We start from the raw sequence: 19,260 nt of genomic DNA, 5'->3' as shown, positions 1-19,260 counted from the left end.
TCCCTCTTTAAGAACAACCGGGGAATGGAACCGTCCCCAAGCCCCTCACTGTCCTTTCTTTATGATCGCCGCTCTGTCTTCCATCTGTGGAGGCTCTTCAAACCATCCGTTTTTAATCTTGATTTCAATGCCTTCCTGAGCATAGAAAAATACATCTTTAGCCAGCAAGATGGATTTCATGGATATATCATTTCTTAAGCTGAAGAATGATCCGCTTCCCGCCCCAACGAGCCCGAATCCATTCAGGATATAAATGCAATGCATCATAAGCTTGTCTGAGAATGGCGGTACGGTGGAGGTCGTTACTGTCCCCCCTGGCGAAAGGACAGGGGTAATATCGCTCTCTCGCAATATTTTCTCCATCATTTTCATCTGTTTCTTTGCAAGCTCTTTTCCCTGCACGAAATACTGTTTTGCCTCTTTGTTCCGTGCACATTGAGCAAAGCCTGTAATCAGCTTCATGCCAATATTGTTGGATTCGAGATTATGGTGGAGAATCCCGATCTCCAGGTCATTCAGAGCCCTTTTGTCACCAAACAGTTTCATGCCCTTCATATATTTTTTACTCTCGATGAATTCAGTTGTCTTCGGCATGGTCACCTTTGGCGGCTGGGACAGAAGCCCTTTTTCAAGAAGATACATGGTGGCAAGCTTATAAATTTTCTGGGTAATGGTCGTCAGTCCCTCATAAATCGCCATCACTCGATTGTTATACGACATATTCATGTTTAAGGTATAGAGCCCCATGCTAACCTGCTTCAAGACACGGACAAACATGATGTCAAAACCATTATCATAAAGCTTAGGAGCTTCAATATTCACATCCTCAGATGTAAAACCTACTGGCTTTACCATTCCTTGCTCATCAAAAACTTTTTCCATTTCCTTCACGTAAAAATTAAGCTCCTGCCAAAGACCTCCCAACAGATTCCGCGATTCCTGGTCATCCGCCTTCTGTATAAAGTATTCCAGAAATCGCATGATCAGAGTCTTTTCCTGGTAAGTCTGCCACAGAGTCCCTATCTCAGAGGAGCTGATTGGATTGATCAGGACCATTAGAATAACTTCCCTTCATTTTCAATATGACTTTTATTCTTTAGAGTCCCCTGCCTAATGGAAATAATCCTCAAACTTGTTACCGAAATCTTCGGCTTCTCCTCTTTTCGGGCACATGTTCTAAGTAATACTGTAGGCCTTCTGCAGTCCACTATATTTTCATGTCAGAAATCATTAACTATCCTTTAAAAAAATAAAAAGCATCCATAAAGGATACTTAAATATAAACCTTAAGCGGTTGAATATTGACTTTCAATACGATGGTTGCAGGATCATGAACCATATTTATTTTGTCTACCATGTATTCCTTTTTGTTTATCGTGACTGTATTGCAGGCCCGCAATGCAGCAATATATTGCTCCCACTGCTTTACATTCGCACTTAAGAGACATTTGTCCTTCAAATAATAATCCACCCTGTTCGAAACACGGTTCAACTCTCCACCCCCTTTTGATAGAGTTTATGAACCATGTGGCCTAATCATGACAAGCTGTCAGGAAGAAAAAAGATTTGGTTATCATAAGCCGAGGTTTCACGATATAATTCGATTAAAGAACCTGAAAGAAAAGGAAGTTGAATGATGGCAATTACTTATGAACTCATAGCCGAAGAGCAGATTAGCATTGTGAAAGATCTTTGCAATGAGTTGATGGTTTACCAGAAATCTTTAGCAACGATTCGCCCTGAGCTCTTCAATGGCATGAGCTTTGAAACGCGGCTGGTCCCTTCTGTAAAAAATGCAAAAGCCAATCAAATCATAGCCGCAATGGATGGCAATGAAGTTGTCGGATACGTCTATAGCAATGTTTCCCCGAAGGAAGTTTATTCGAATGAGTTTGCCGTCTTTTTTGACATGGAATCGGTAAAAGGAAATGATGTCGGCTGCCTTTCGCAATTTTATATCAAAGGCGGTTATCGCAGCATTGGCATTGGATCGGTCCTTTATGAAAAATCAAAGGAATGGCTTGATTCCTTTAACGACGTTCAGGATCAGTTTATCTATGTTTCCAACGGAAATGATGCAGCCTTGAATTTTTACCAAAGCAAAGGGTTTAAAATAAGCCATCAGATTCTGGACGGATTCATTACCGTTCTTAGAAATACATAATGGAAAACTCCCTTGTTAGGGAGTTTTTTTTCAATAGAGACTATGGATCGGTTTCCATCTTAAACGTTTAGTTTTTCTCCGGACACTTCTCTTTCACTATTTTTACCCATTAAAATAAAGAAACACAATAAGGAAGATGACAAGTCCAATCATGAAAATTGACCCAAGACTTGCGCTATACACAACATAAACCTTGGTGTGGATGATTACATGCACAAATAGAACTATAAGCAAACAGACTAGCGCAAAAATAACTAAATTCAAATTCCTATTTCTATTCAAAAGATCAGCACCTTATAGTTCCAAAATTAATATGGCAGTTGTTGTCCAAGTACTTTATTCTTATATATTTAAGTTTTATTTGATTTATTCATGATTTTCATCAACACTTCCTCCCCATGCAAAAAAGGGACGGATTCTCCCGTCCCTTTTGAATAGATTTTTTGAGACATTAGGAACCCTTCCCAGCGTCTATTCTTGTTTTTATTTTTCTAAAATCCTTGATTAAGATTACCTTACAAGCTTCTTATTACCCTTTGAAAAAACCAATGCAAAGAAAAATAGGCAAGTAAATAAGTTGGAATGGAGTACCAAATAATCCATTCCGAGTGTTTCATATAGCCAAAAATATCAAGTAATAGTTCAATTAAAAACGAAGAAATTGTCCAGATAACCACATAAATCATATACTTACTTGTTTTAAAGTTAAGAAATAGAATTCCTAGTAGGGGTGGAATAAACGTAACAAGTGCCCAATCTGTGAGTTCAACCTTCTTTGTAGGACCAAAGTCCACAAAATCTAACATCATACCAAATACGGTATGGGCCGTCCAGGCAAAGTAACCGATTATTGGAAACATGATTATGTTTTCTTTAACAGTTAACCTTTTAGGCATGAATATTGTAAAAATTATCAAAAGCGCTATGAGAACCCAAACTAATAACAAATTAAAACCTCCTGAAATATAAAGGAATTAAAAATCAGGTTCTTAATTTACCCTTTGGTTATGTGATTTATTGAATATAGAATGAAAAAAATTTCACACCAATCTGTAGTGTTTTCTGCACCACATTGCCCTAAAGGGCTTAGCACCCTTCCGTTATAAAAAAGAATTCAACAAAAAGGCGTTAATCCTTATTGGATCAACGCCATATACTCATAAACTTTTAAAGAGACTGAGGGACGGTTCTCACGTCCCAAAAAAGCCCAAATTCTTACTAATTACTAGACACCAGATCCGTCCCACTTAGTGAAAAAACTAACATTGGCAAATCATTAAATGATTGCCGTCTAAATCTTTAAAATTGAACCAATGATTATTTTCAATTTCCGTAGTAATCTCCACATTTTTTCTTTTCATGTATTGAAAAGCTTGTTCGATATTATGTGTATTTAAATGAAATGGTGGAGCTTTATATATATTTTCCTCTGAAAATATTTTGCTGTCTAATACGATACCCGTTCCGTTCATAGGTAATACGTAAAGATGACCAAATAAAATCTCACCATCGGATGGTAACCCTAATATGTCACAATACCAGTTCCGCGCTCTTTCAATGTCACGAACAGGAATAAATGTCGTTCCGATTTGATTTAAAATTGGGTTTGAGTTCATAACTCCTCCTATTTATAGATATTTTAAACTATTCCGATTTTATCATAACTGTTATTTTCCTTGTTAAGTCAACGTGCTTCTATAATTGTTGAGACAGGAGAGCGTTTCCCCTTCTCAAAAGGTTCAACTTGAGGTGCCAAACTATCCCCACGTCAGACCTAACCAACTTTGCTTGTGCCTTTTTCTTTTTTCGGCCAAATGAAGTAACTTGCTGTTATGGCAGTATCAATGGCGAGAACAAATGCCCAAGTTTTCAAGACAGCGAATAGGCTCTCCGTCCTTGCAGGGTCTTTGATCAGGTAAATGATCAATCCGAGCATGCTGCCGCCAATAAGGAACGCAGCATAATGGCGAAGAAGGTTCTTTCTTTCGTTCTGTGAAAATTCCTTTCCCCTCAAACGTTCAGGCTTTTCACCCTTCTTCAAAATATAATATTGGAAACGTGAATCCGCCCAGTTGATCATGCTTTTTCCATAGGCTACCGAAACGCCGATATAAATGGCCGCGATACCGTGTGCAATGGTTGCCGTTTCCCCGCGGTAAAGGTCATAACTAGTAAGAGCCAGCAAAAGCAGATCGATCAACGGTGTCAGAACAAAGAAAAAGATGCTGAGTCTATTCTTCTTAAAAATGTACCGAACTGTCAATCCCAGGATAATGACAATCCAAAACGCAACTTCACAGGCAACAATCATCCATGCAATAAAATTCAAAGGAAATCCTCCTTATTAACGAGACAGAGGACGGTTCTCCCGCCCCTAAAAAGCCCAAATCTTCCTATCCCTTAGACACCAAAACCATTCCCATGTCCCGCTTGTTAATGGAGATCACAGTATTGAACATAAAAAATACTTAATCTTGTTCATCAAGTTCGATAAAATAATGGTCTTTACGGTAAGCAACGGCCTCCATTGTTGCGATCAGGCTTTGCTCATGAAATATTTCAATACGGTAAAATCCGGTGCGAAAGTTTCTTCTTATTTCGGTTGCACGGGCAACTATTCTGTCTCCAGGTTGAGCAGCTTCAATAAACTGGATTGTTGTCGAGAGTCCTACTGAGGTTTTTCCATATGCATTACAGGCTACAGAAAATACATGGTCGGCTAAAGCATACATAACTGCTCCATGAACAGTTCCATGTGCATTTACCATATGTTCCTTTACTTCTAGCATCGCTTCTGCTAACCCAGCCTCAAATTTTGTTAACTGAATGCCTAAGAATTGCGCATACGGATCATTTTTAACTTGTTCATAAATTTGGTCGTAGTGTTTCTGATAAATTTGATACTCATCGATTTTCTTCTTCAAAATGATATCCCTCTTTTTGAATGTTTTGAGACAAAGGGACGGTGATCCCGCCCCATACATCGCATATCCTTACTCTTCCTGGGTCGTGACCAGAACCGCCCCCAGGTCCCAAGCTTCATCCAGGTACTTCAAGATGTTATAACCCGTGATTTCAAGTCTTATGGAGTTCTCTTCGACGCCTTCTACTCTCATAGACTGTTCTGTGACGAAATAGCGTGGCTGCTCCAATTTTTCAAAATCGACTCGGCCATTATGCAGGTCATATTCCACCCCGTTCTTATCAACAAGCACTGCTTTGGAATCCACATGGGTCATGTTTGGCTGATGATCATTTTCGTCCACAAAATTTATGTGAAGTGATTCAAATTCCCGATTTTTCAGGTCATCATTACGCACAATGATTTCGGTTGACGGACCGGCATCGACCTTATCAATAAAAAGAGCGCTGCCTGCATACTCAATCTTCTGCGGGAATGTCTGATTTCCGCTAAGTTCAATGCTTCTATGATCTACAATCGATAGGTACATTGAGTCCAGCTGGGCTTTGAAATCTTTGACTTTCTCACCAAAAAGGGGAGCAAATTGTGCCTGGAAGCCCATCCAGGGACCGTCCGGCTGGTGTTCCATAAAATGAGTGTTATATCGATCTACTTCTACTTTTTTATCATTCACTTCAAGCGATTTGAAATTGATGAAGTCGATCCGTTTCTCCAGCTTTTCTGTATTAATGCTAAACTGTAAAAGAGTTGCAGTTGGGGCAACAATCAACTTTTCCATTCTGACGGCCACACCCTCGAGTTCTTTTTGGTCATTGATTTCGTATTCCGTGGAAGGCTGTTTGGTTACCGGGAACTCGAAGCTCCACTCACCTGTTTTATAATCACCGGAAGTAAAGCCAAACGATAGGGATGCATTGTCGGCCAGTCTCTGAATCTTTGTGATTTTCAATTCGATGTCTTCCTTGTCCTCGTCAAGCGGCTTCAGGGCCACCTTTCCGTAAAATACATTCTTCTCTTTTTTGTTCATTTCCGCCTCGACATCCGGGATCGTATAACGGGGATAGGTTTCATGTTTCATGACCTTGTATTCGTTCACGACTGTTAGCCCATCCTCATAATTCATAAAATATTGCTTGTCTTCCTTCGTATCATGAATTTCATAGAAAACAAGAGTCTGGAGATCATCTGCAACCACTCCCTTGATTTTCACCTTGATCCCGTCGCTTTCCGCTTCCAGGTTCAGCCTCTGGCCAATCCCCTTCTGGAGGTATTCACGAAAGTATACGTCATCTTCCGTCCACGCGTAATAAACCTTTGGGAACGCACCGGTAATGAAACCAAGTGCCATAATGAATGCAAAAGCACTCGCAAAACCAAGCGCCCATTTCTTTCGTTTTTTAATCTTCTGTTGTTTGTGCTCCTTCTGCTCTGACAGTCTCTTTTTGATGTTTTCCATTAGTTGAGCCTGCAAATTCAGATTATGGTCATCCTCAACATAATTCAGCCTTGTCATCGCAACTTCCTGAAAACTCGCCAAATCCTCCTGGCAATCCCGGCAGTTATAAAGATGAATCTCAAACTCAATCTTGGCCGGACGTTCCATTGATTTTTCCAGGTAATCGATATAATGCTTCTGGAACTGTTCACAGCCATGATAATCGGATCCATCTAATTGTTTTCTGACCGACCGAATCCCGGAGAACAATAATTGCTTAATTTTTTCAGCCGGAACATCGAGGATTTGCGCAGTCTCCTCCAGGGTGAAACCTGCTGCATATGTAAGAATAAGCGCCTCCTTTTCCAGTTGGTCCAAACCAGCAAACACGTCCAGGCGCGGTTCCCTATCCTCTGAATCTGGCAAATTAGAAAGCTCTCGCATGTTTCGAATGAAAATGGAGGTTACCCACATCTTGAATGATAGATTCCCTTTATAACGAGAAAACTCCTTATGCACCTTCAAAATCGACTGGTAAAAAAGCTCCTCCATCTGCTGCTGATCTTGAACAAAATACCAGCCAAGTTTATAGAAATACTCCTTATGCCCTTCAAACCAATCCACGACAGACTGAATTCCCTTTTCTTGAATCGCTGCGATCGAAATCGGCTCTATTTTTTCCAGGATCATCTTTCACTTCCCCCCTTTGTAACAACCGACCTATTATATAAATTTTCCTACTAATGATTCGGACTAATGATTCGGATAAATCAATTCATGGTCCACAAAGATCCTGCACTCCACCGTTATAGCACCGCCGAGGCTGACCTTTATCGTCTGGTCTGCACCATCCTTATTTTTGATCACCCCATATAAAGTGGCTCGATCAAAGGCAAATCCAAGATTCTGGTCCTGTAATTTGCCGTCCACAAAAAGCTTTTCCCCATTAAACCAGGTATTCTCCACTTGTATATGATGACCTTCGTATGTAATCTCAAATACTTTCTTCATTTCCATCCTCCTATCCCTTTCTATATATACGGACAGAAACACTGGAAGTTACATGAAAAATTGGATTCACTTGGGTGTGTTGCTGCTATTTGAACTGGAAAAAATCAGCGAAAATTTCCAAGTCGCCAATAAAAATCGATTTTCGCCAATAACCAGCTCAAAATCGCCAATAAAATTAAATTTTCGCCAATAAATAATGAAAATCGCCAATATAAAATTTTTTTCGCCAATAAACAAAACAGGCTGATCAATCTCTGATAAAAACCTGAACCAAAACTGCTCATTTGAATTGAAATTACGTTATCTCACGCTTTTTTTTCAAAAATACAGCGAAAAATTATCGTTTCCTAGCAAAAAAATCTCAATTAAAAACTATAGATAAAAATCGAATCCTTCTTACCTAAAACACCAATCCTCTGGACATCGAAGCAGTCTGCTGGACAGAGGGGCCAGCCAAACTATTAGAATAATCAGTTATTTTTAACGAAACGGCTCCCTTAAGAACAACAGGCTACTACTTTCTTCATATCCTTCTCACTGACCCAGATCTCTCCTTCTCTGATTTCATACTTGATCCCCGCTTCATCCAGACGTTGAATCTGGTTGTCTGTCCTGTCGGTCCAGTGGGTATACGATTCCTCCGTATTGCAAGCTGCTAACACTACCAGCAGGCATAAGCTTAGGGTTAGTTTTTTCATCAAAACGACCATCCCCTCCTACTTATCTTCCCTTCAACGATACCACAAAATGGCAGACAGAGACATAGGAACTATAAAGGTGTCTCTCGCAATTTTCATAAAAAAACAGCCGGGAGAATGAGTCCTGGCTGCTCTGTTCCTTTTAATCCGGCTGAACGACATTATCAATCTCAGTCCAATCGAATGTCCCTTCACGAATTTTTTCACGTCGATCTTTGGTAATAATATCTGTCGGACGTCCGCCTTTTGGCCAGTCTTTATCATGTCCTCCCCATACTGGACGCTCATGGGACAGGATATAGGCTGCGAGGTCTGCTGCTTCCTGATCGGTTAGAGTCCCTCCGTTTGGCGGCATGTTGTTCTGGATGTACCCGGCTATTTTTGACATCCGGTTCATTCCTGCACCATCATTAAAGGAGTTGTCCCCCCATAGTGCTGGTCCGATATTGGCGCCTTTTCCTTCACCATTTTGTCCGTGGCATGCAATGCAGCTTTTTTCGGTATATAGCTTTTCGCCATTCGCAATACTTGGCAGAGGTATTTCCTTCATCGTGTTCAACATTCGCCAAGGTAGCTCCGCCCCTACTTCAATGCCATTAGAAATATAAGTCAGGTAGGACATCATCGCCCGCATTTCCTTACTGTCTTCAGCAATCATTTTGCCATTCATGCTGCGCACCATACATCCGTTAATTCGATCTTCCAGTGTAAAAACGACACCCTCCCTGGGACGATATTGAGGGAATTGGGTCGTCACCCCCACCATCGACGAGGAACGGGCAAGACCGGCATCCGCATGACAGCTTGAACAAGATAGCTTGTTCCCCACGTAATCATCTAGAACGGTGTCCGTTTCATGGAAAACCTTCTGTCCATATTCGATATACTCAGTCATCGGATTTTCTGGATCCAGGTCCTCCATTGAGGGAGGGTCATAGGCAATTTCACCATCCGTCTGGTTCTCTTCCTTCTTATTGCTGTCATCTGCCTGCTGATTCGTATTGCCCTCCGTATTCTTGCTTTGCGCTTCTTCCGGGTCTTTAGTGGCATTGTCATTATTGCAAGCTGCGAAAACAAAAACCAGAGCGATTATTAAGAAGCTTAACCATTTTACATTCCGCATTATTTCAACTCCTATACATTTTCCTTTCTCGTCATTAGCTTCTTAATAATTTTTGATATTATTCTCCTTCAGGTTGAAGCAGGTATAAAAAAAATTCCTCTTTTTGCAAGAGAATTTTGATGTTGATTATATTTAAAAAGCAGAGGTCCAACCGCCATCAACGGTAATGACCGTACCGTTAACAAAACTGGACTCATCGGTTGCCAGGAACAAAGCAGCTTGTGCGATTTCATCCGGTTTTCCGGCTCGTGGTGATAAAGAGTGAGTCATCCCTGCCCGAGACATGCCGAACTCATTAATATTTGTCATGCTTGAACCAATGTTGGTTTCAACTGCTCCCGGCGCGATGGCATTGCAACGAATACCCTTTTGCGCATACATGAAGCCAGTATTCTTAGTTAATCCAATCACGGCATGCTTGGATGCACCGTATGCTGCTCCGGCATGGGCGCCGCTAAATCCGCCGGTGGAAGCAACATTGATGATGATTCCTTTTTCCTTCTCCAGGAAGATTGGAATCGCTTTTCGCATCGCACGCATTGTCCCTTTCGTATTCACATCGAAAACTCTGTCCCATTTCTCTTCGGTAATATCCCCAACAGGTTCGAACCCATCCATGATACCCGCATTGTTTACCAGGATATCAAGCGTCCCAAACTCCTGAACTGCTGTATCAATCATATTTTCCACGTCCGCCAATTCCGCCACATTCACTTTCAAAGCCCTGGTAGTACCGCCATTTTCAGCAATTCCAATCGCTACTGCTTCAGCACCCGCGTAATTAAAATCAGCGAGAATCACCTTCGCCCCTTCTTTAGCATAAAGCTCCGCAATCGCCTTCCCCATCCAGATGCCGCACCAGTTACAATAGCCACTTTCCCATCCAATTTCATAAACGGTTACCTCCCCTTGTCATATAACAGAAGTACTTTTCATTAACTATTATAATTTACCACCTGGTATTTCTTGTTTCCGTTTTGTGAATATTTGGTTAACTAAAAAAGCACTGTTCCTTGATATGAACAATGCCCTGGCTTTTCCGCTGTGGGTCAGGAAACTGGTAAAAAAACGCCAAGAGCATCACAAGCTCTTAGCGTATCCACTATAATACCCTCTTCCTAAAAATCAACACAAATAACAGGCTGACTGAGATCAGTCCCAGAATTATATATATAAATTTAGAGTAAACATCTATATACTTAACAATCTCTTCCCACGAAGCTCCGACAGTTGCACCTAAGTAAACAAGAACTGAATTCCAGATCAACGTACCAATTGTTGTAAACAGCAGGAATGTTCTAAACTTCATCTCTGATATACCAGCTGGGATAGAGATCAGACTTCGAATTAATGGAATAACTCGGCAAAATAAAACGGTCCATGCTCCATAACGATCAAACCAGGAATCCGCCTTGTGAATATCCTTTTTCGTTACACGGAGAAGATGCCCCCATTTATCAACAATTCTCTCCAGCTTTTCCACACCCATCTGCAGCCCTAGTCCATAAAGCAATACAGCCCCCAACAGTGAGCCCACGGTGGAAGAAAGGATAACGCCTGTAATGCTAAGGTCCGTTGAAGCAGTCATAAATCCAGCAAAAGTTAAAATAACTTCGGATGGTATGGGAGGAAAGATGTTTTCAAGTGCAATCAAAAACATAACCCCCGCATAGCCAAATTCCTCCATTATCCCAATTAACCATTTTTCCATGTCATTCTCCTTAAGTTGTTTTAATGGTCATTTAAAAGAAAAAACCTTTACCATCTAACTGGCAAAGGTTTTTTAGACAAAAAAGACCTTTACCGCTAATGTGGTAAAGGTCTTGCTAACAACAATGGTTGCCAACAAAGCCGAGAGTCAGAAACTCCGTAATGACGACCTTGTTGTAAAAGCTACTCCCCTTTAGGAGTATTCAATTATTAAGTAAATATTAAATGCCTATGCAAGGCTTGTCAACAAATACTTGGGAGTTACTCGTGCGATCACTTCGCCTGATTTTATAAGCTTCCTTCTTGTGTCGCCTTTACTTCATCTTAGCCAGCTTATTGGTGATCTCCGCGATTTCCTTCTCGACCTCGTAGAGATTCTTTTGCATCCGATCCCTGCGAGCTGTTAGTACACTAAGCTGTTCTTTTAGTTCATCTTTAGTTCCGCTCATTCCATCGCCCTCCATTGTCCGTTTATCATGATAGGAAAAAGGACTTCCCCCGGATATTATGTACAGTTACCAGAGGCATAAGTAATGAAAACAGCATTTGGAAAAAAACTCAAGAACGTACGACAAAGAACAAATAGGAAACCAAAACTCCTAACCACTGGATCGTGGCAAATAAAAAGATCGTTTCGGTGCTATAGTTCGGGTCGCTTAAAAGCATGATTAAGAGGAACGGGATCATCATGATTGATAAAAACCCGGCCACAAGCAGACTTTTCGCTAAAATACTGACTTGATATTCATCGAATTCCTTCGTCCTTTTTACAAGAATAAACACGATAATCACAGCCGATAATCGAATGATCAAGTAGCCGATGAATCTCACATTGCCTGTTTTTAAAAAGTTTTTTCTTTATTCGGTCTCCTCCGAATCCAACACAAAATTCTTAATGATGTCTGGGTTGAATTTTATTTTAACAAAGGCATCTTGGCCTGAACTATTTGTCTTTTCATTTCTGAACATTATTTTAATCGCATCGCCCTTCTGCGTTACCTCGACTTCACTGAACTTACTTGAATGTGCATAAACTAAATAGCGGCCATTCGTCTCATCGTAGATTTCGTATGTCCTCGTCGCGGTTTGGTCAGGTTCGTGCAGCCACCTTTGAATTTCATCCTGGTCTTGCTCTTGAATCGAATTCATCTCATAAGAGTAGATAAAATCATCTGCCTCCGTGATGGTTGTCGTATTGCAGCCGGTTACAACTGAAATGAGGAAAAGGGTTAACAATAACCTCAATTTCATACCCATCCCCCTTCCATGTTAATATAAATCATGTTTCTTATGAGGGAATAATCGCCAAAACCCAATCATGCATAACGCCCCTATTCCTTTCACTATGCTGGTCCCGACTATCGAATCATCAACAGTCACCCCTATAAAAAGACCGCCGATCAGCAACAAAATAAAACTCAATATACCCCGCATGATCTCCCCCCTTACTGTGAGCACGCTCTTATTACCAGAAACAACCCCACTACAATTAATATTGAAATCACATTTACCAAACAGCCACCGCCTGGTGACCCTGTCATAGCCTGTGCCCATCCATTGTTCAATGCCGCCCCAGGATTCTTCTGCTGTTCCTTCGATTTCAATTGCTCTCTTTTTTCCTCGGACATATTGACCTCCCTATAGTCGCGCTATTGTGTCTGTTTTCATTACAAAATCGGTGCACAACAACTGTATAAAAAAAGCGATAGCAGCTATATTAAAGACAGCTCTATCGCCCAAAGACTAATCCAGGATACTCATGTTAGTTTATGTTGCCTCGGTTGTAATAGTTGCCCTTTTCCGTGCTCTTAAGAACCGGACCAGGTTTAAGACGATTGTTTTTGAGACGGCATAGGTCGGAACGGCTAACACCATGCCCAGTACACCAGCCAGATTTCCGGCCGCCAGTAAAATAATGATAATCGTTGCCGGATGAGTATCAAGGGTCTTACCAAGAATAAGTGGAGACAGCAAGTTCCCTTCGATTTGCTGGGCCACAAGGATGACGACTACCACCAGCAAAGCCTTTGTCGGGGAATCAAAGAGACCGACCAGCACTGCAGGCGCTCCGCCAATAATTGGCCCAACATACGGAATAATGTTTGTGAAGGCGACAATTAACGCCAGAATCAAGGCATAGCGTAAATCAATGATGAGATACCCGATAAACGCCAGCGTCCCAACCGCCAGGGCAACCGTTACCTGACCCTGGATGTATGCAGCCAGGGTTTCACCCGTTTCTTTCAGGATTTTAAGCCCCTCATCACGGTAATCTTTTGGAATGAACTTGGAAACAGCAAGCGGGAACCTGTGACCGTCCTTGAACATGTAAAACAATAAAAACGGAACGGTAACAAGGATGATCGCGATATTGGTGACGATACCCAAAAAGCCCCTGAGCCCATTCGTGAGTTTGGTCGGTATCGTATTTGCATACTCAATTACGCGCTCCTGCACCGTATCAATCATTTCTCGCTGCTCATCCCTAAAGCTCTTAAACTCTGAGGACTGAACAACATCGTAAAAATACTCCGTCGTCTTGTCAGCAAAAACAGGAAGATCATTCGCAAGCTCTGTTGCCTGCTTGGAAACCGCCGGAACCAAATTCCCAATTGCCAGAACAAGAAGGGCACCAAACACCACGTAAATGATTAATATTGCGAGTACCCGAGGAAGTTTTTTGCGTTCCAGGAAGTCCACCACCGGATTCAGCAGGAAATAGAGGAATCCAGTAATCAGAATCGGAAAGAACACCGTTGAGATGAAAATCCCAATAGGCTCAAACATAAACGAAATCTTCGTAGAAACATAAATGATTGTCGTGATCAGCAAAATTTGAATCAGCCAAAATTGCAGTTTAGATTTAGTCAAAGTATGTACCTCTTGCTTTAGGTTATTTTGGTAAAATTATACCAAAATTCCAGATTAAAAGATAATTTTTTTCAGACCAGAAATACCGCTATGCGACCTTTGCATCCTCACTCAGCCACTTCCTTAACAACGAAATGCAAATTGGCGTTATGATTGTCATTGCCCCAATGGTCGTAAAAGCAACACCCCAATTGAAGTAATCGAGCAGAATGCCAAAAATCATCGGTGAAAAAATCGTGGCACTGAACCCTAAAACGGACTGGATCCCTAATGCAATGCCGGTTATCTCCGGATCGGATATTTCTGTGATCATCGTGTTATAAATCGGTGAATCAGCAATAATCGTAAATCCATATATGAAAACAATCGGAAGCAAAATCCACATACTCGCAGGCGTCAGCCAGCCAATCACCAATGAACAGCAAATACTAATATAAATAAATAGCTTGATTGATTTTAGCCGGCCAAAAGAATCCGACATTCTCCCGCCGATAAAGCTGGCAAAGCCGCCAATCATCACCACAAACGCTCCGATAAAATTACCGACAGAAATGGCATTGCTGACCTCATGCGTCTGAAAGTAATACACCATAAAAGGGCCAATCCAAGCCCACATCGCATACAGTTCCCAACAATGGCCGGTGTAACTGATGTTCACCAGCAGGTTTCTTTTGGTGAGCACTCGTTTTAAAAGCGACATACTCAAACGCTGGTTATGAATATGGATGTTTTCAGGAATGGTGGAAAAGTGGATTAACGCGGATGCCAGAATTGCCGAACATGAAGTGATGAAAATGACCCCTTGCCAGCCGACCAGGTTAATGAATAACCCAGAGACAAGCAGCGAAAATCCCGAGCCAACGACAAGCGACCCAACAAAAAGCCCCAGCGCTGCACCTCGTGTTCTATCGCTCGATGTTTGCGCAACAATTTTCATCCCCGGAACATAAATACCCGCAATCCCAATACCTGAAATAAATCTCAGTAATAGAGCCGACCAGAATCCTTGTGCCAATAAACTGAAGAGCACGCCCGAAACCCCGGCCATCAGCGCCCCGTACATAAACGAATATTTCGGATTATAACGATCACTCAAAAAGCTGTAAAAAAACACCGCCGCCACATAACCTATATGAAAAAAAGCGACGATAATCCCAGATTCCGTCGGGGATAAGCCCCATTCTTTTTCAACAACAGGCATAACCGCTGAAAAGTTAAACCACACCTGCATCGCCAGAAACTGAGCTATCGATAAAGTCCATAATAGTCGAGTCAACTAATCACCGCCTTTGAAACAAGGTAACTTTCTAGTTAATAAAATAACGAATTTTCCGAATATAAACAAGGTGAGATTTCAGCACCACTGGTGGCATAGGGGCTTTGGATTGTACTCTTTCTTTTGACAGCTTTTCTCCGTTTGACGCCAAACCTGTCACGATTAACTCTTTTTCTTGACAGCTTTTCACCGCTAGCACCCAAACCTGTCACGATTATCTCTTTTTCTTGACAGCTTTTCACCCTCAGCACCCAAACCTGTCACAATAACCGCATTTTCTTGACAGCTTTTCACCGCTAGCACCAAAGCTGTCACGATAACGCTTTCTTGACAGCTTTTCACCTCGCACCCAAACCTGTCACGATTACCGCTTTTCTTGACAGCTTTTCACCCTCAGCACCTAAATCTGTCATAATAACCACATTTTCTTGACAGCTCACTCTCAGCACCCAAACCTGTCACAATAACGCATTTTCTTGACAGCTTTTCACCGTCAGCACCCAAACCTGTCACAATAACCGCATTTTCTTGACAGCTTTTCACTCTCAGCACCCAAACCTGTCACAATAACCGCATTTTCTTGACAGCTTTTCACCGTCAGCACCCAAACCTGTCACAATAACCGCATTTTCTTGACAGCTTTTCACCGTCAGCACCCAAACCTGTCACAAGTCGGGCTTTCTATTGACAGCTTTTCTGCTTTTGGCGCCAAACCTGTCTTAAGTCGGGCTTTCTTTTGACAGCTTTTCACTCTCAGCACCCAAACCTGTCACAATAACCGCATTTTCTTGACAGCTTTTCACCGTCAGCACCCAAACCTGTCACGATTACCGCATTTTCTTGACAGCCGATAATGGTATTCTTTAACCAATTCTCCTTGAGATTTTCATCTACCATAAAGAACAACTCGTTTCGTTTATTTTTATATATGCTTTAGCCATTGCATCATACCACTTCACATACTCTATAATAAAGATACAAAAAAAGTATAATCAAACTTTCAACTATAATTGATTGGCTGATGAAACTGGAGGATAGTATGACAATCATAAGTAAATTAAATCTGACTAAGTATAGCAATCTGGCTGTACTCAACCAACCAGATGATTATGATCTTTTCGATGGTTATAAGACGCAAATTTCTGGAGACCATGATGCGATTTTCATTTTCGTCGAAAGTATTGAGGAGATGGTGGAACACACACAAAGCATCATTAATGGACAGCACTTGCAAGAAAAAGGTTACTTATTTTTTGCCTATCCGAAAAAAGGAAACAAGCGTTATCAATCTTATGTTCATAGAGATGAAATCTTCCACGCGGTAAAAGTAGGAGAAGATGGGTATGTGGAAAATAGCGATATTAAATTTTCGAGAATGGTCAGTATGGATGATGTTTTTACGGTCGTTGGATTAAAGCGAGAAAAGAAACCAGCATATAAGTCAACAGCAGCAAGTCAGTGTGTGGCTGATTACGAGGACAACGTCCATGATGTTGAAAAATTACTAACAGATTATCCAAATGAGCGACAATTTTATAAAGAACTCACCCCTGGATACCAAAAGGATTGGGCTCGATTTATTTTTTCAGCCAAGCAACAAAAAACGCGTGAAAAACGCCAGGAACAAATGGTCGAGGTTTTATCACAAGGATATAAATCCATGGATTTATTTCGTCAGAAAAAGAAATAAAGTCGTCGGGGGATTGTGTATGGAAATTAAAATCGATGATCTAACAGGTGCTCAAGTGGTTTCATTGATTGGGGAACATTTGAACGGAATGAAACTCCACTCCCCTCCTGAGAGCATTCATGCGCTGGGGCTTGGTGAGTTAAAAGGACCGGATATTACCTTCTGGACAGTCTGGAGCGAGGAGCAGTTGATGGGCTGCGGTGCATTGAAGAAGCTTGATTCCATGCATGGTGAGCTCAAATCAATGAGAACCGCCACCGCTCACCTCCGAAAAGGCGTCGCACAGGCCATGCTTGAGCACATCATCAAGGAAGCCAGAAAGCGCGGCTATGCAAGACTGAGCCTGGAAACAGGTTCAATGGAAGCGTTCTTTCCTGCAAGAAAGCTCTATGAAAAATACGGCTTTGTTTATTGCCCTCCATTCGGTGATTACATAGAAGATCAGAACAGTGTATTTATGACGATGGAATTGTAAAGGAAAGGGCGGCTCACGATAAGCCGCCCTTTTTTCATTAAATTTATGCTGCTGGATTCACTTCAAGTTCTACTTTGATCTTGATGTCTTTGCCGACTAGAACGCCGCCTGTTTCAAGTGGAGCATTCCATGTAAGGCCGAATTCTTCGCGGTTTACTTTTGCTTCTGCTTCGAAACCGTAAACTTCAACGCCCCATGGGTTTGTGCCTTTGCCGCCGTATTCCACGTCGAATGTGACTGGCTTTGTTACGTCCTTGATTGTCAGGTCGCCAGTTACTTTGTAATCATCGCCATCGCGAGTGATGCTTGTGGATTTGAAATCGATTGTTGGGTAGTTTTCCACATCAAAGAAGTCTGCTGACTTCAAGTGGTTTTCGCGGTCTTCGTTACGTGTGTCGATGCTTGCTACATCAATTTTGAACGCGATTGAAGCTGTTGTTAAGTCTGTCAGGTCTGCTGCTTCAACTTCAGCTGTATATGATCCGAATTGTCCCTTCACCTTAGATACCATCATGTGTTTCACTTCAAATCCTACTGCTGAGTGCGCCTGATCTACTGCAAATTTAGCCATTTTATAAATCCCCCTGTTTTTTTAATTATCTCGAATTCGAGATATTATCCTAAAAAAATAAATCTCAAAATCAATTATTTTTAATTCGAGATAAATTTATCATGAAACCGACTTTACTGTCAATACACTTTTCTGAAATTATTTTTCACAGAATGAGCGCAGAACGATCCGGCCCGAACTTACTTTAAACCGTTCATAGCTTTCGCAATCTCCTCGGCAATGTCCCTGTGCATGTTGATGTCCCATACTATGAAGGCCATAAGGAGGATAAAATATAAAAATACATACCATTTAAAATTCCGCTTAGGTCTGAAGGGAGAAAAAACTAAAGCGATAAAAGCAGCAGCAAACAGCGAGATTGTATAGATATTAATCTTCCAGAGCTGATTCGCCTCATTAATCGGCAGCAAGATTCCGAGCGCTTCTTGGGCGGAAACCTGCCTTTCATCCACCTACTTATTCCATATCCCTTTTTCAATTGTCATCGTCATATTTTCCTGATTGAACTGATAATGAACACCTGACAGATTAAAATTCGTTTGCACCGTAAAAAGCAAGAGCAAGGTTACCAATAAAAAATACACCACTAACGAAAGAAACCGTTTATCGAATTTTATAATGGGGAGCCCTCCTTTTCCAAAAGCCTAATTTCTTCTATCCTCCACTTTTCATTGATTTCGTAAAAGCCTCCACCCTTGGTCAAGACAAATTGATAGTTACTTTCCAGATTCTCGACTGTAAGATATGTAAGAAGAATTTTCCCTTTTTCAATACTAAATTCACTAAGATTCATGACCACTCCAGGCTTCCAATCAAGATTACTATATTTGAAGTTAATATTGCATGGGCAATTGTAATCTTGATCAAGGTAGCCAAAACTTGTAAAATTATCAACTCCGATTAATTCAAATACTTCTTCAAAATCTACCACAGCTTTATAGGTCTCAACGACATCGATTGCCTCCATGAAGTCCTCATATCGAACAGAGGATTGTGATGCAGCTACTTCTTCTTCGAGGTTTGAAAGATTTTCGGCCAATGTATCATTTTCATTTTTCAAATCATCCGTCAACCTTGACCGTCTTTCGATTTCTTTTTCTAAACTAGTCACTTTCTTTTCAAGACGATTTTTCTCCTCCGCAAGCTTCGCTGCAGAATCTGCTGTTCTTGCATTATCCATAAGAGCAATCGCTGTGATGACTAATAAAATAATAAGAGCGGAAACTTTAAAATCTTTCTTCCAATTCATTGCTAACCCTCCCTTTCAAAAAGGATGATAATACTATTATACGAATCTCCTACCTGTAAGTTTC

General features: G+C 41.2%; 23 protein-coding genes and 1 pseudogene. 3 read left to right on the top strand and 21 right to left on the bottom strand.

Features of this window, described 5'->3' with window-relative positions; genetic code table 11:
- Positions 1–45 precede the first annotated feature (45 nt).
- Both FOF60_RS02525 and FOF60_RS02520 read right to left on the bottom strand, forming a co-directional pair.
- Positions 46–1,056: a DUF3231 family protein gene (locus FOF60_RS02525; protein WP_192473211.1), complete on the bottom strand. Its 1,011-nt coding sequence runs from the start codon at positions 1,054–1,056 to the stop codon at positions 46–48.
- A 217-nt stretch (positions 1,057–1,273) separates the two neighbouring features.
- On the bottom strand, positions 1,274–1,492 hold the full coding sequence (locus tag FOF60_RS02520; protein WP_192473212.1) for a hypothetical protein: 219 nt from the start codon (positions 1,490–1,492) through the stop codon (positions 1,274–1,276).
- A gap of 141 nt (positions 1,493–1,633) precedes the next feature.
- On the opposite strand from FOF60_RS02520, the gene FOF60_RS02515 reads away from it, so the two are divergent.
- Positions 1,634–2,164 (top strand): GNAT family N-acetyltransferase, encoded by a 531-nt coding sequence (locus FOF60_RS02515; protein ID WP_225650402.1) that lies wholly within the window; start codon positions 1,634–1,636, stop codon positions 2,162–2,164.
- A 515-nt stretch (positions 2,165–2,679) separates the two neighbouring features.
- Here the strand turns inward: FOF60_RS02515 and FOF60_RS02510 are convergent.
- The 16 genes and pseudogenes from FOF60_RS02510 to FOF60_RS02435 all read right to left on the bottom strand — a co-directional run bounded on the left by FOF60_RS02510 (position 2,680) and on the right by FOF60_RS02435 (position 15,211).
- A complete protein-coding gene (locus tag FOF60_RS02510; protein WP_192473213.1) occupies positions 2,680–3,111 on the bottom strand; it encodes a hypothetical protein in 432 nt (143 codons plus the stop codon).
- A 312-nt stretch (positions 3,112–3,423) separates the two neighbouring features.
- Positions 3,424–3,780 carry a VOC family protein gene (locus FOF60_RS02505; protein WP_192473214.1) on the bottom strand — a complete coding sequence of 119 codons (357 nt, stop codon included), beginning with the start codon at positions 3,778–3,780 and terminating at the stop codon, positions 3,424–3,426.
- 158 nt (positions 3,781–3,938) lie between these two features.
- Positions 3,939–4,493 carry a hypothetical protein gene (locus FOF60_RS02500; RefSeq protein ID WP_192473215.1) on the bottom strand — a complete coding sequence of 185 codons (555 nt, stop codon included), beginning with the start codon at positions 4,491–4,493 and terminating at the stop codon, positions 3,939–3,941.
- Positions 4,494–4,632: 139 nt separating this feature from the next.
- On the bottom strand, positions 4,633–5,088 hold the full coding sequence (locus tag FOF60_RS02495; RefSeq protein WP_192473216.1) for a PaaI family thioesterase: 456 nt from the start codon (positions 5,086–5,088) through the stop codon (positions 4,633–4,635).
- A gap of 69 nt (positions 5,089–5,157) precedes the next feature.
- On the bottom strand, positions 5,158–7,212 hold the full coding sequence (locus tag FOF60_RS02490) for a DUF4179 domain-containing protein (RefSeq protein WP_192473217.1): 2,055 nt from the start codon (positions 7,210–7,212) through the stop codon (positions 5,158–5,160).
- Positions 7,213–7,275: 63 nt separating this feature from the next.
- Complete coding sequence (locus tag FOF60_RS02485; RefSeq protein ID WP_192473218.1) at positions 7,276–7,533, bottom strand: hypothetical protein; 258 nt, start codon at positions 7,531–7,533, stop codon at positions 7,276–7,278.
- Positions 7,534–8,030: 497 nt separating this feature from the next.
- Positions 8,031–8,234, bottom strand: coding sequence for a hypothetical protein (locus FOF60_RS02480; protein WP_192473219.1), 204 nt, complete (start codon positions 8,232–8,234; stop codon positions 8,031–8,033).
- Between the two features lie 139 nt (positions 8,235–8,373).
- A complete protein-coding gene (locus FOF60_RS02475; RefSeq protein ID WP_192473220.1) occupies positions 8,374–9,354 on the bottom strand; it encodes a c-type cytochrome in 981 nt (326 codons plus the stop codon).
- A gap of 132 nt (positions 9,355–9,486) precedes the next feature.
- Positions 9,487–10,247, bottom strand: a pseudogene (locus tag FOF60_RS02470) (SDR family oxidoreductase).
- Between the two features lie 209 nt (positions 10,248–10,456).
- Positions 10,457–11,065, bottom strand: a complete 609-nt coding sequence (locus tag FOF60_RS02465) for a DedA family protein (protein WP_192473221.1) — start codon at positions 11,063–11,065, stop codon at positions 10,457–10,459.
- Between the two features lie 313 nt (positions 11,066–11,378).
- Positions 11,379–11,513: a hypothetical protein gene (locus FOF60_RS02460; RefSeq protein ID WP_264647630.1), complete on the bottom strand. Its 135-nt coding sequence runs from the start codon at positions 11,511–11,513 to the stop codon at positions 11,379–11,381.
- A 109-nt stretch (positions 11,514–11,622) separates the two neighbouring features.
- Positions 11,623–11,895, bottom strand: coding sequence for a hypothetical protein (locus tag FOF60_RS02455; RefSeq protein ID WP_192473222.1), 273 nt, complete (start codon positions 11,893–11,895; stop codon positions 11,623–11,625).
- A gap of 27 nt (positions 11,896–11,922) precedes the next feature.
- Entirely contained in the window at positions 11,923–12,315 is a 393-nt protein-coding gene (locus FOF60_RS02450) for a hypothetical protein (protein ID WP_192473223.1), read from the bottom strand.
- A gap of 194 nt (positions 12,316–12,509) precedes the next feature.
- Positions 12,510–12,692 carry a hypothetical protein gene (locus tag FOF60_RS02445; protein ID WP_192473224.1) on the bottom strand — a complete coding sequence of 61 codons (183 nt, stop codon included), beginning with the start codon at positions 12,690–12,692 and terminating at the stop codon, positions 12,510–12,512.
- A gap of 139 nt (positions 12,693–12,831) precedes the next feature.
- A complete protein-coding gene (locus FOF60_RS02440; protein ID WP_192473225.1) occupies positions 12,832–13,935 on the bottom strand; it encodes an AI-2E family transporter in 1,104 nt (367 codons plus the stop codon).
- Between the two features lie 88 nt (positions 13,936–14,023).
- Entirely contained in the window at positions 14,024–15,211 is a 1,188-nt protein-coding gene (locus FOF60_RS02435) for an MFS transporter (protein WP_225650404.1), read from the bottom strand.
- A gap of 1,039 nt (positions 15,212–16,250) precedes the next feature.
- Here FOF60_RS02435 and FOF60_RS02430 point away from each other — a divergent pair.
- Together FOF60_RS02430 and FOF60_RS02425 are read left to right on the top strand one after the other, a co-directional pair.
- Positions 16,251–16,901 (top strand): YdeI/OmpD-associated family protein, encoded by a 651-nt coding sequence (locus tag FOF60_RS02430; protein ID WP_192473793.1) that lies wholly within the window; start codon positions 16,251–16,253, stop codon positions 16,899–16,901.
- A 19-nt stretch (positions 16,902–16,920) separates the two neighbouring features.
- On the top strand, positions 16,921–17,376 hold the full coding sequence (locus tag FOF60_RS02425) for a GNAT family N-acetyltransferase (protein ID WP_192473794.1): 456 nt from the start codon (positions 16,921–16,923) through the stop codon (positions 17,374–17,376).
- A gap of 43 nt (positions 17,377–17,419) precedes the next feature.
- On the opposite strand, the gene FOF60_RS02420 is transcribed toward FOF60_RS02425, so the two are convergent.
- The 3 genes from FOF60_RS02420 to FOF60_RS02410 form a co-directional block, all read right to left on the bottom strand.
- A complete protein-coding gene (locus FOF60_RS02420) occupies positions 17,420–17,947 on the bottom strand; it encodes a YceI family protein (protein WP_192473795.1) in 528 nt (175 codons plus the stop codon).
- Positions 17,948–18,126: 179 nt separating this feature from the next.
- A complete protein-coding gene (locus FOF60_RS02415) occupies positions 18,127–18,399 on the bottom strand; it encodes a hypothetical protein (protein WP_192473796.1) in 273 nt (90 codons plus the stop codon).
- Positions 18,400–18,560: 161 nt separating this feature from the next.
- A complete protein-coding gene (locus tag FOF60_RS02410) occupies positions 18,561–19,196 on the bottom strand; it encodes a coiled-coil domain-containing protein (RefSeq protein ID WP_192473797.1) in 636 nt (211 codons plus the stop codon).
- Positions 19,197–19,260: the final 64 nt, after the last annotated feature.

The sequence above is a fragment of the Mesobacillus jeotgali genome (genome assembly GCF_014856545.2).
Classification (GTDB): Bacteria; Bacillota; Bacilli; order Bacillales; family Cytobacillaceae; genus Mesobacillus.
Note: the sequence above shows the minus strand (reverse complement) of the source record. Positions and strands in the feature narration are given on the sequence as shown.

What these genes read in the sequence shown, in the direction of transcription:
- FOF60_RS02515 (WP_225650402.1), top strand. Translation starts at nt 1,634, where the DNA reads ATGATGGCAATTACTTATGAACTCATAGCCGAAGAGCAGATTAGCATT.
- FOF60_RS02485 (WP_192473218.1), bottom strand. Translation starts at nt 7,533, where the DNA reads ATGAAGAAAGTATTTGAGATTACATACGAAGGTCATCATATACAAGTG.
- FOF60_RS02425 (WP_192473794.1), top strand. Translation starts at nt 16,921, where the DNA reads ATGGAAATTAAAATCGATGATCTAACAGGTGCTCAAGTGGTTTCATTG.
- FOF60_RS02450 (WP_192473223.1), bottom strand. Translation starts at nt 12,315, where the DNA reads ATGAAATTGAGGTTATTGTTAACCCTTTTCCTCATTTCAGTTGTAACC.
- FOF60_RS02505 (WP_192473214.1), bottom strand. Translation starts at nt 3,780, where the DNA reads ATGAACTCAAACCCAATTTTAAATCAAATCGGAACGACATTTATTCCT.
- FOF60_RS02525 (WP_192473211.1), bottom strand. Translation starts at nt 1,056, where the DNA reads ATGGTCCTGATCAATCCAATCAGCTCCTCTGAGATAGGGACTCTGTGG.
- FOF60_RS02490 (WP_192473217.1), bottom strand. Translation starts at nt 7,212, where the DNA reads ATGATCCTGGAAAAAATAGAGCCGATTTCGATCGCAGCGATTCAAGAA.
- FOF60_RS02420 (WP_192473795.1), bottom strand. Translation starts at nt 17,947, where the DNA reads ATGGCTAAATTTGCAGTAGATCAGGCGCACTCAGCAGTAGGATTTGAA.
- FOF60_RS02410 (WP_192473797.1), bottom strand. Translation starts at nt 19,196, where the DNA reads ATGAATTGGAAGAAAGATTTTAAAGTTTCCGCTCTTATTATTTTATTA.
- FOF60_RS02460 (WP_264647630.1), bottom strand. Translation starts at nt 11,513, where the DNA reads ATGAGCGGAACTAAAGATGAACTAAAAGAACAGCTTAGTGTACTAACA.
- FOF60_RS02445 (WP_192473224.1), bottom strand. Translation starts at nt 12,692, where the DNA reads ATGTCCGAGGAAAAAAGAGAGCAATTGAAATCGAAGGAACAGCAGAAG.
- FOF60_RS02430 (WP_192473793.1), top strand. Translation starts at nt 16,251, where the DNA reads ATGACAATCATAAGTAAATTAAATCTGACTAAGTATAGCAATCTGGCT.
- FOF60_RS02475 (WP_192473220.1), bottom strand. Translation starts at nt 9,354, where the DNA reads ATGCGGAATGTAAAATGGTTAAGCTTCTTAATAATCGCTCTGGTTTTT.
- FOF60_RS02465 (WP_192473221.1), bottom strand. Translation starts at nt 11,065, where the DNA reads ATGGAAAAATGGTTAATTGGGATAATGGAGGAATTTGGCTATGCGGGG.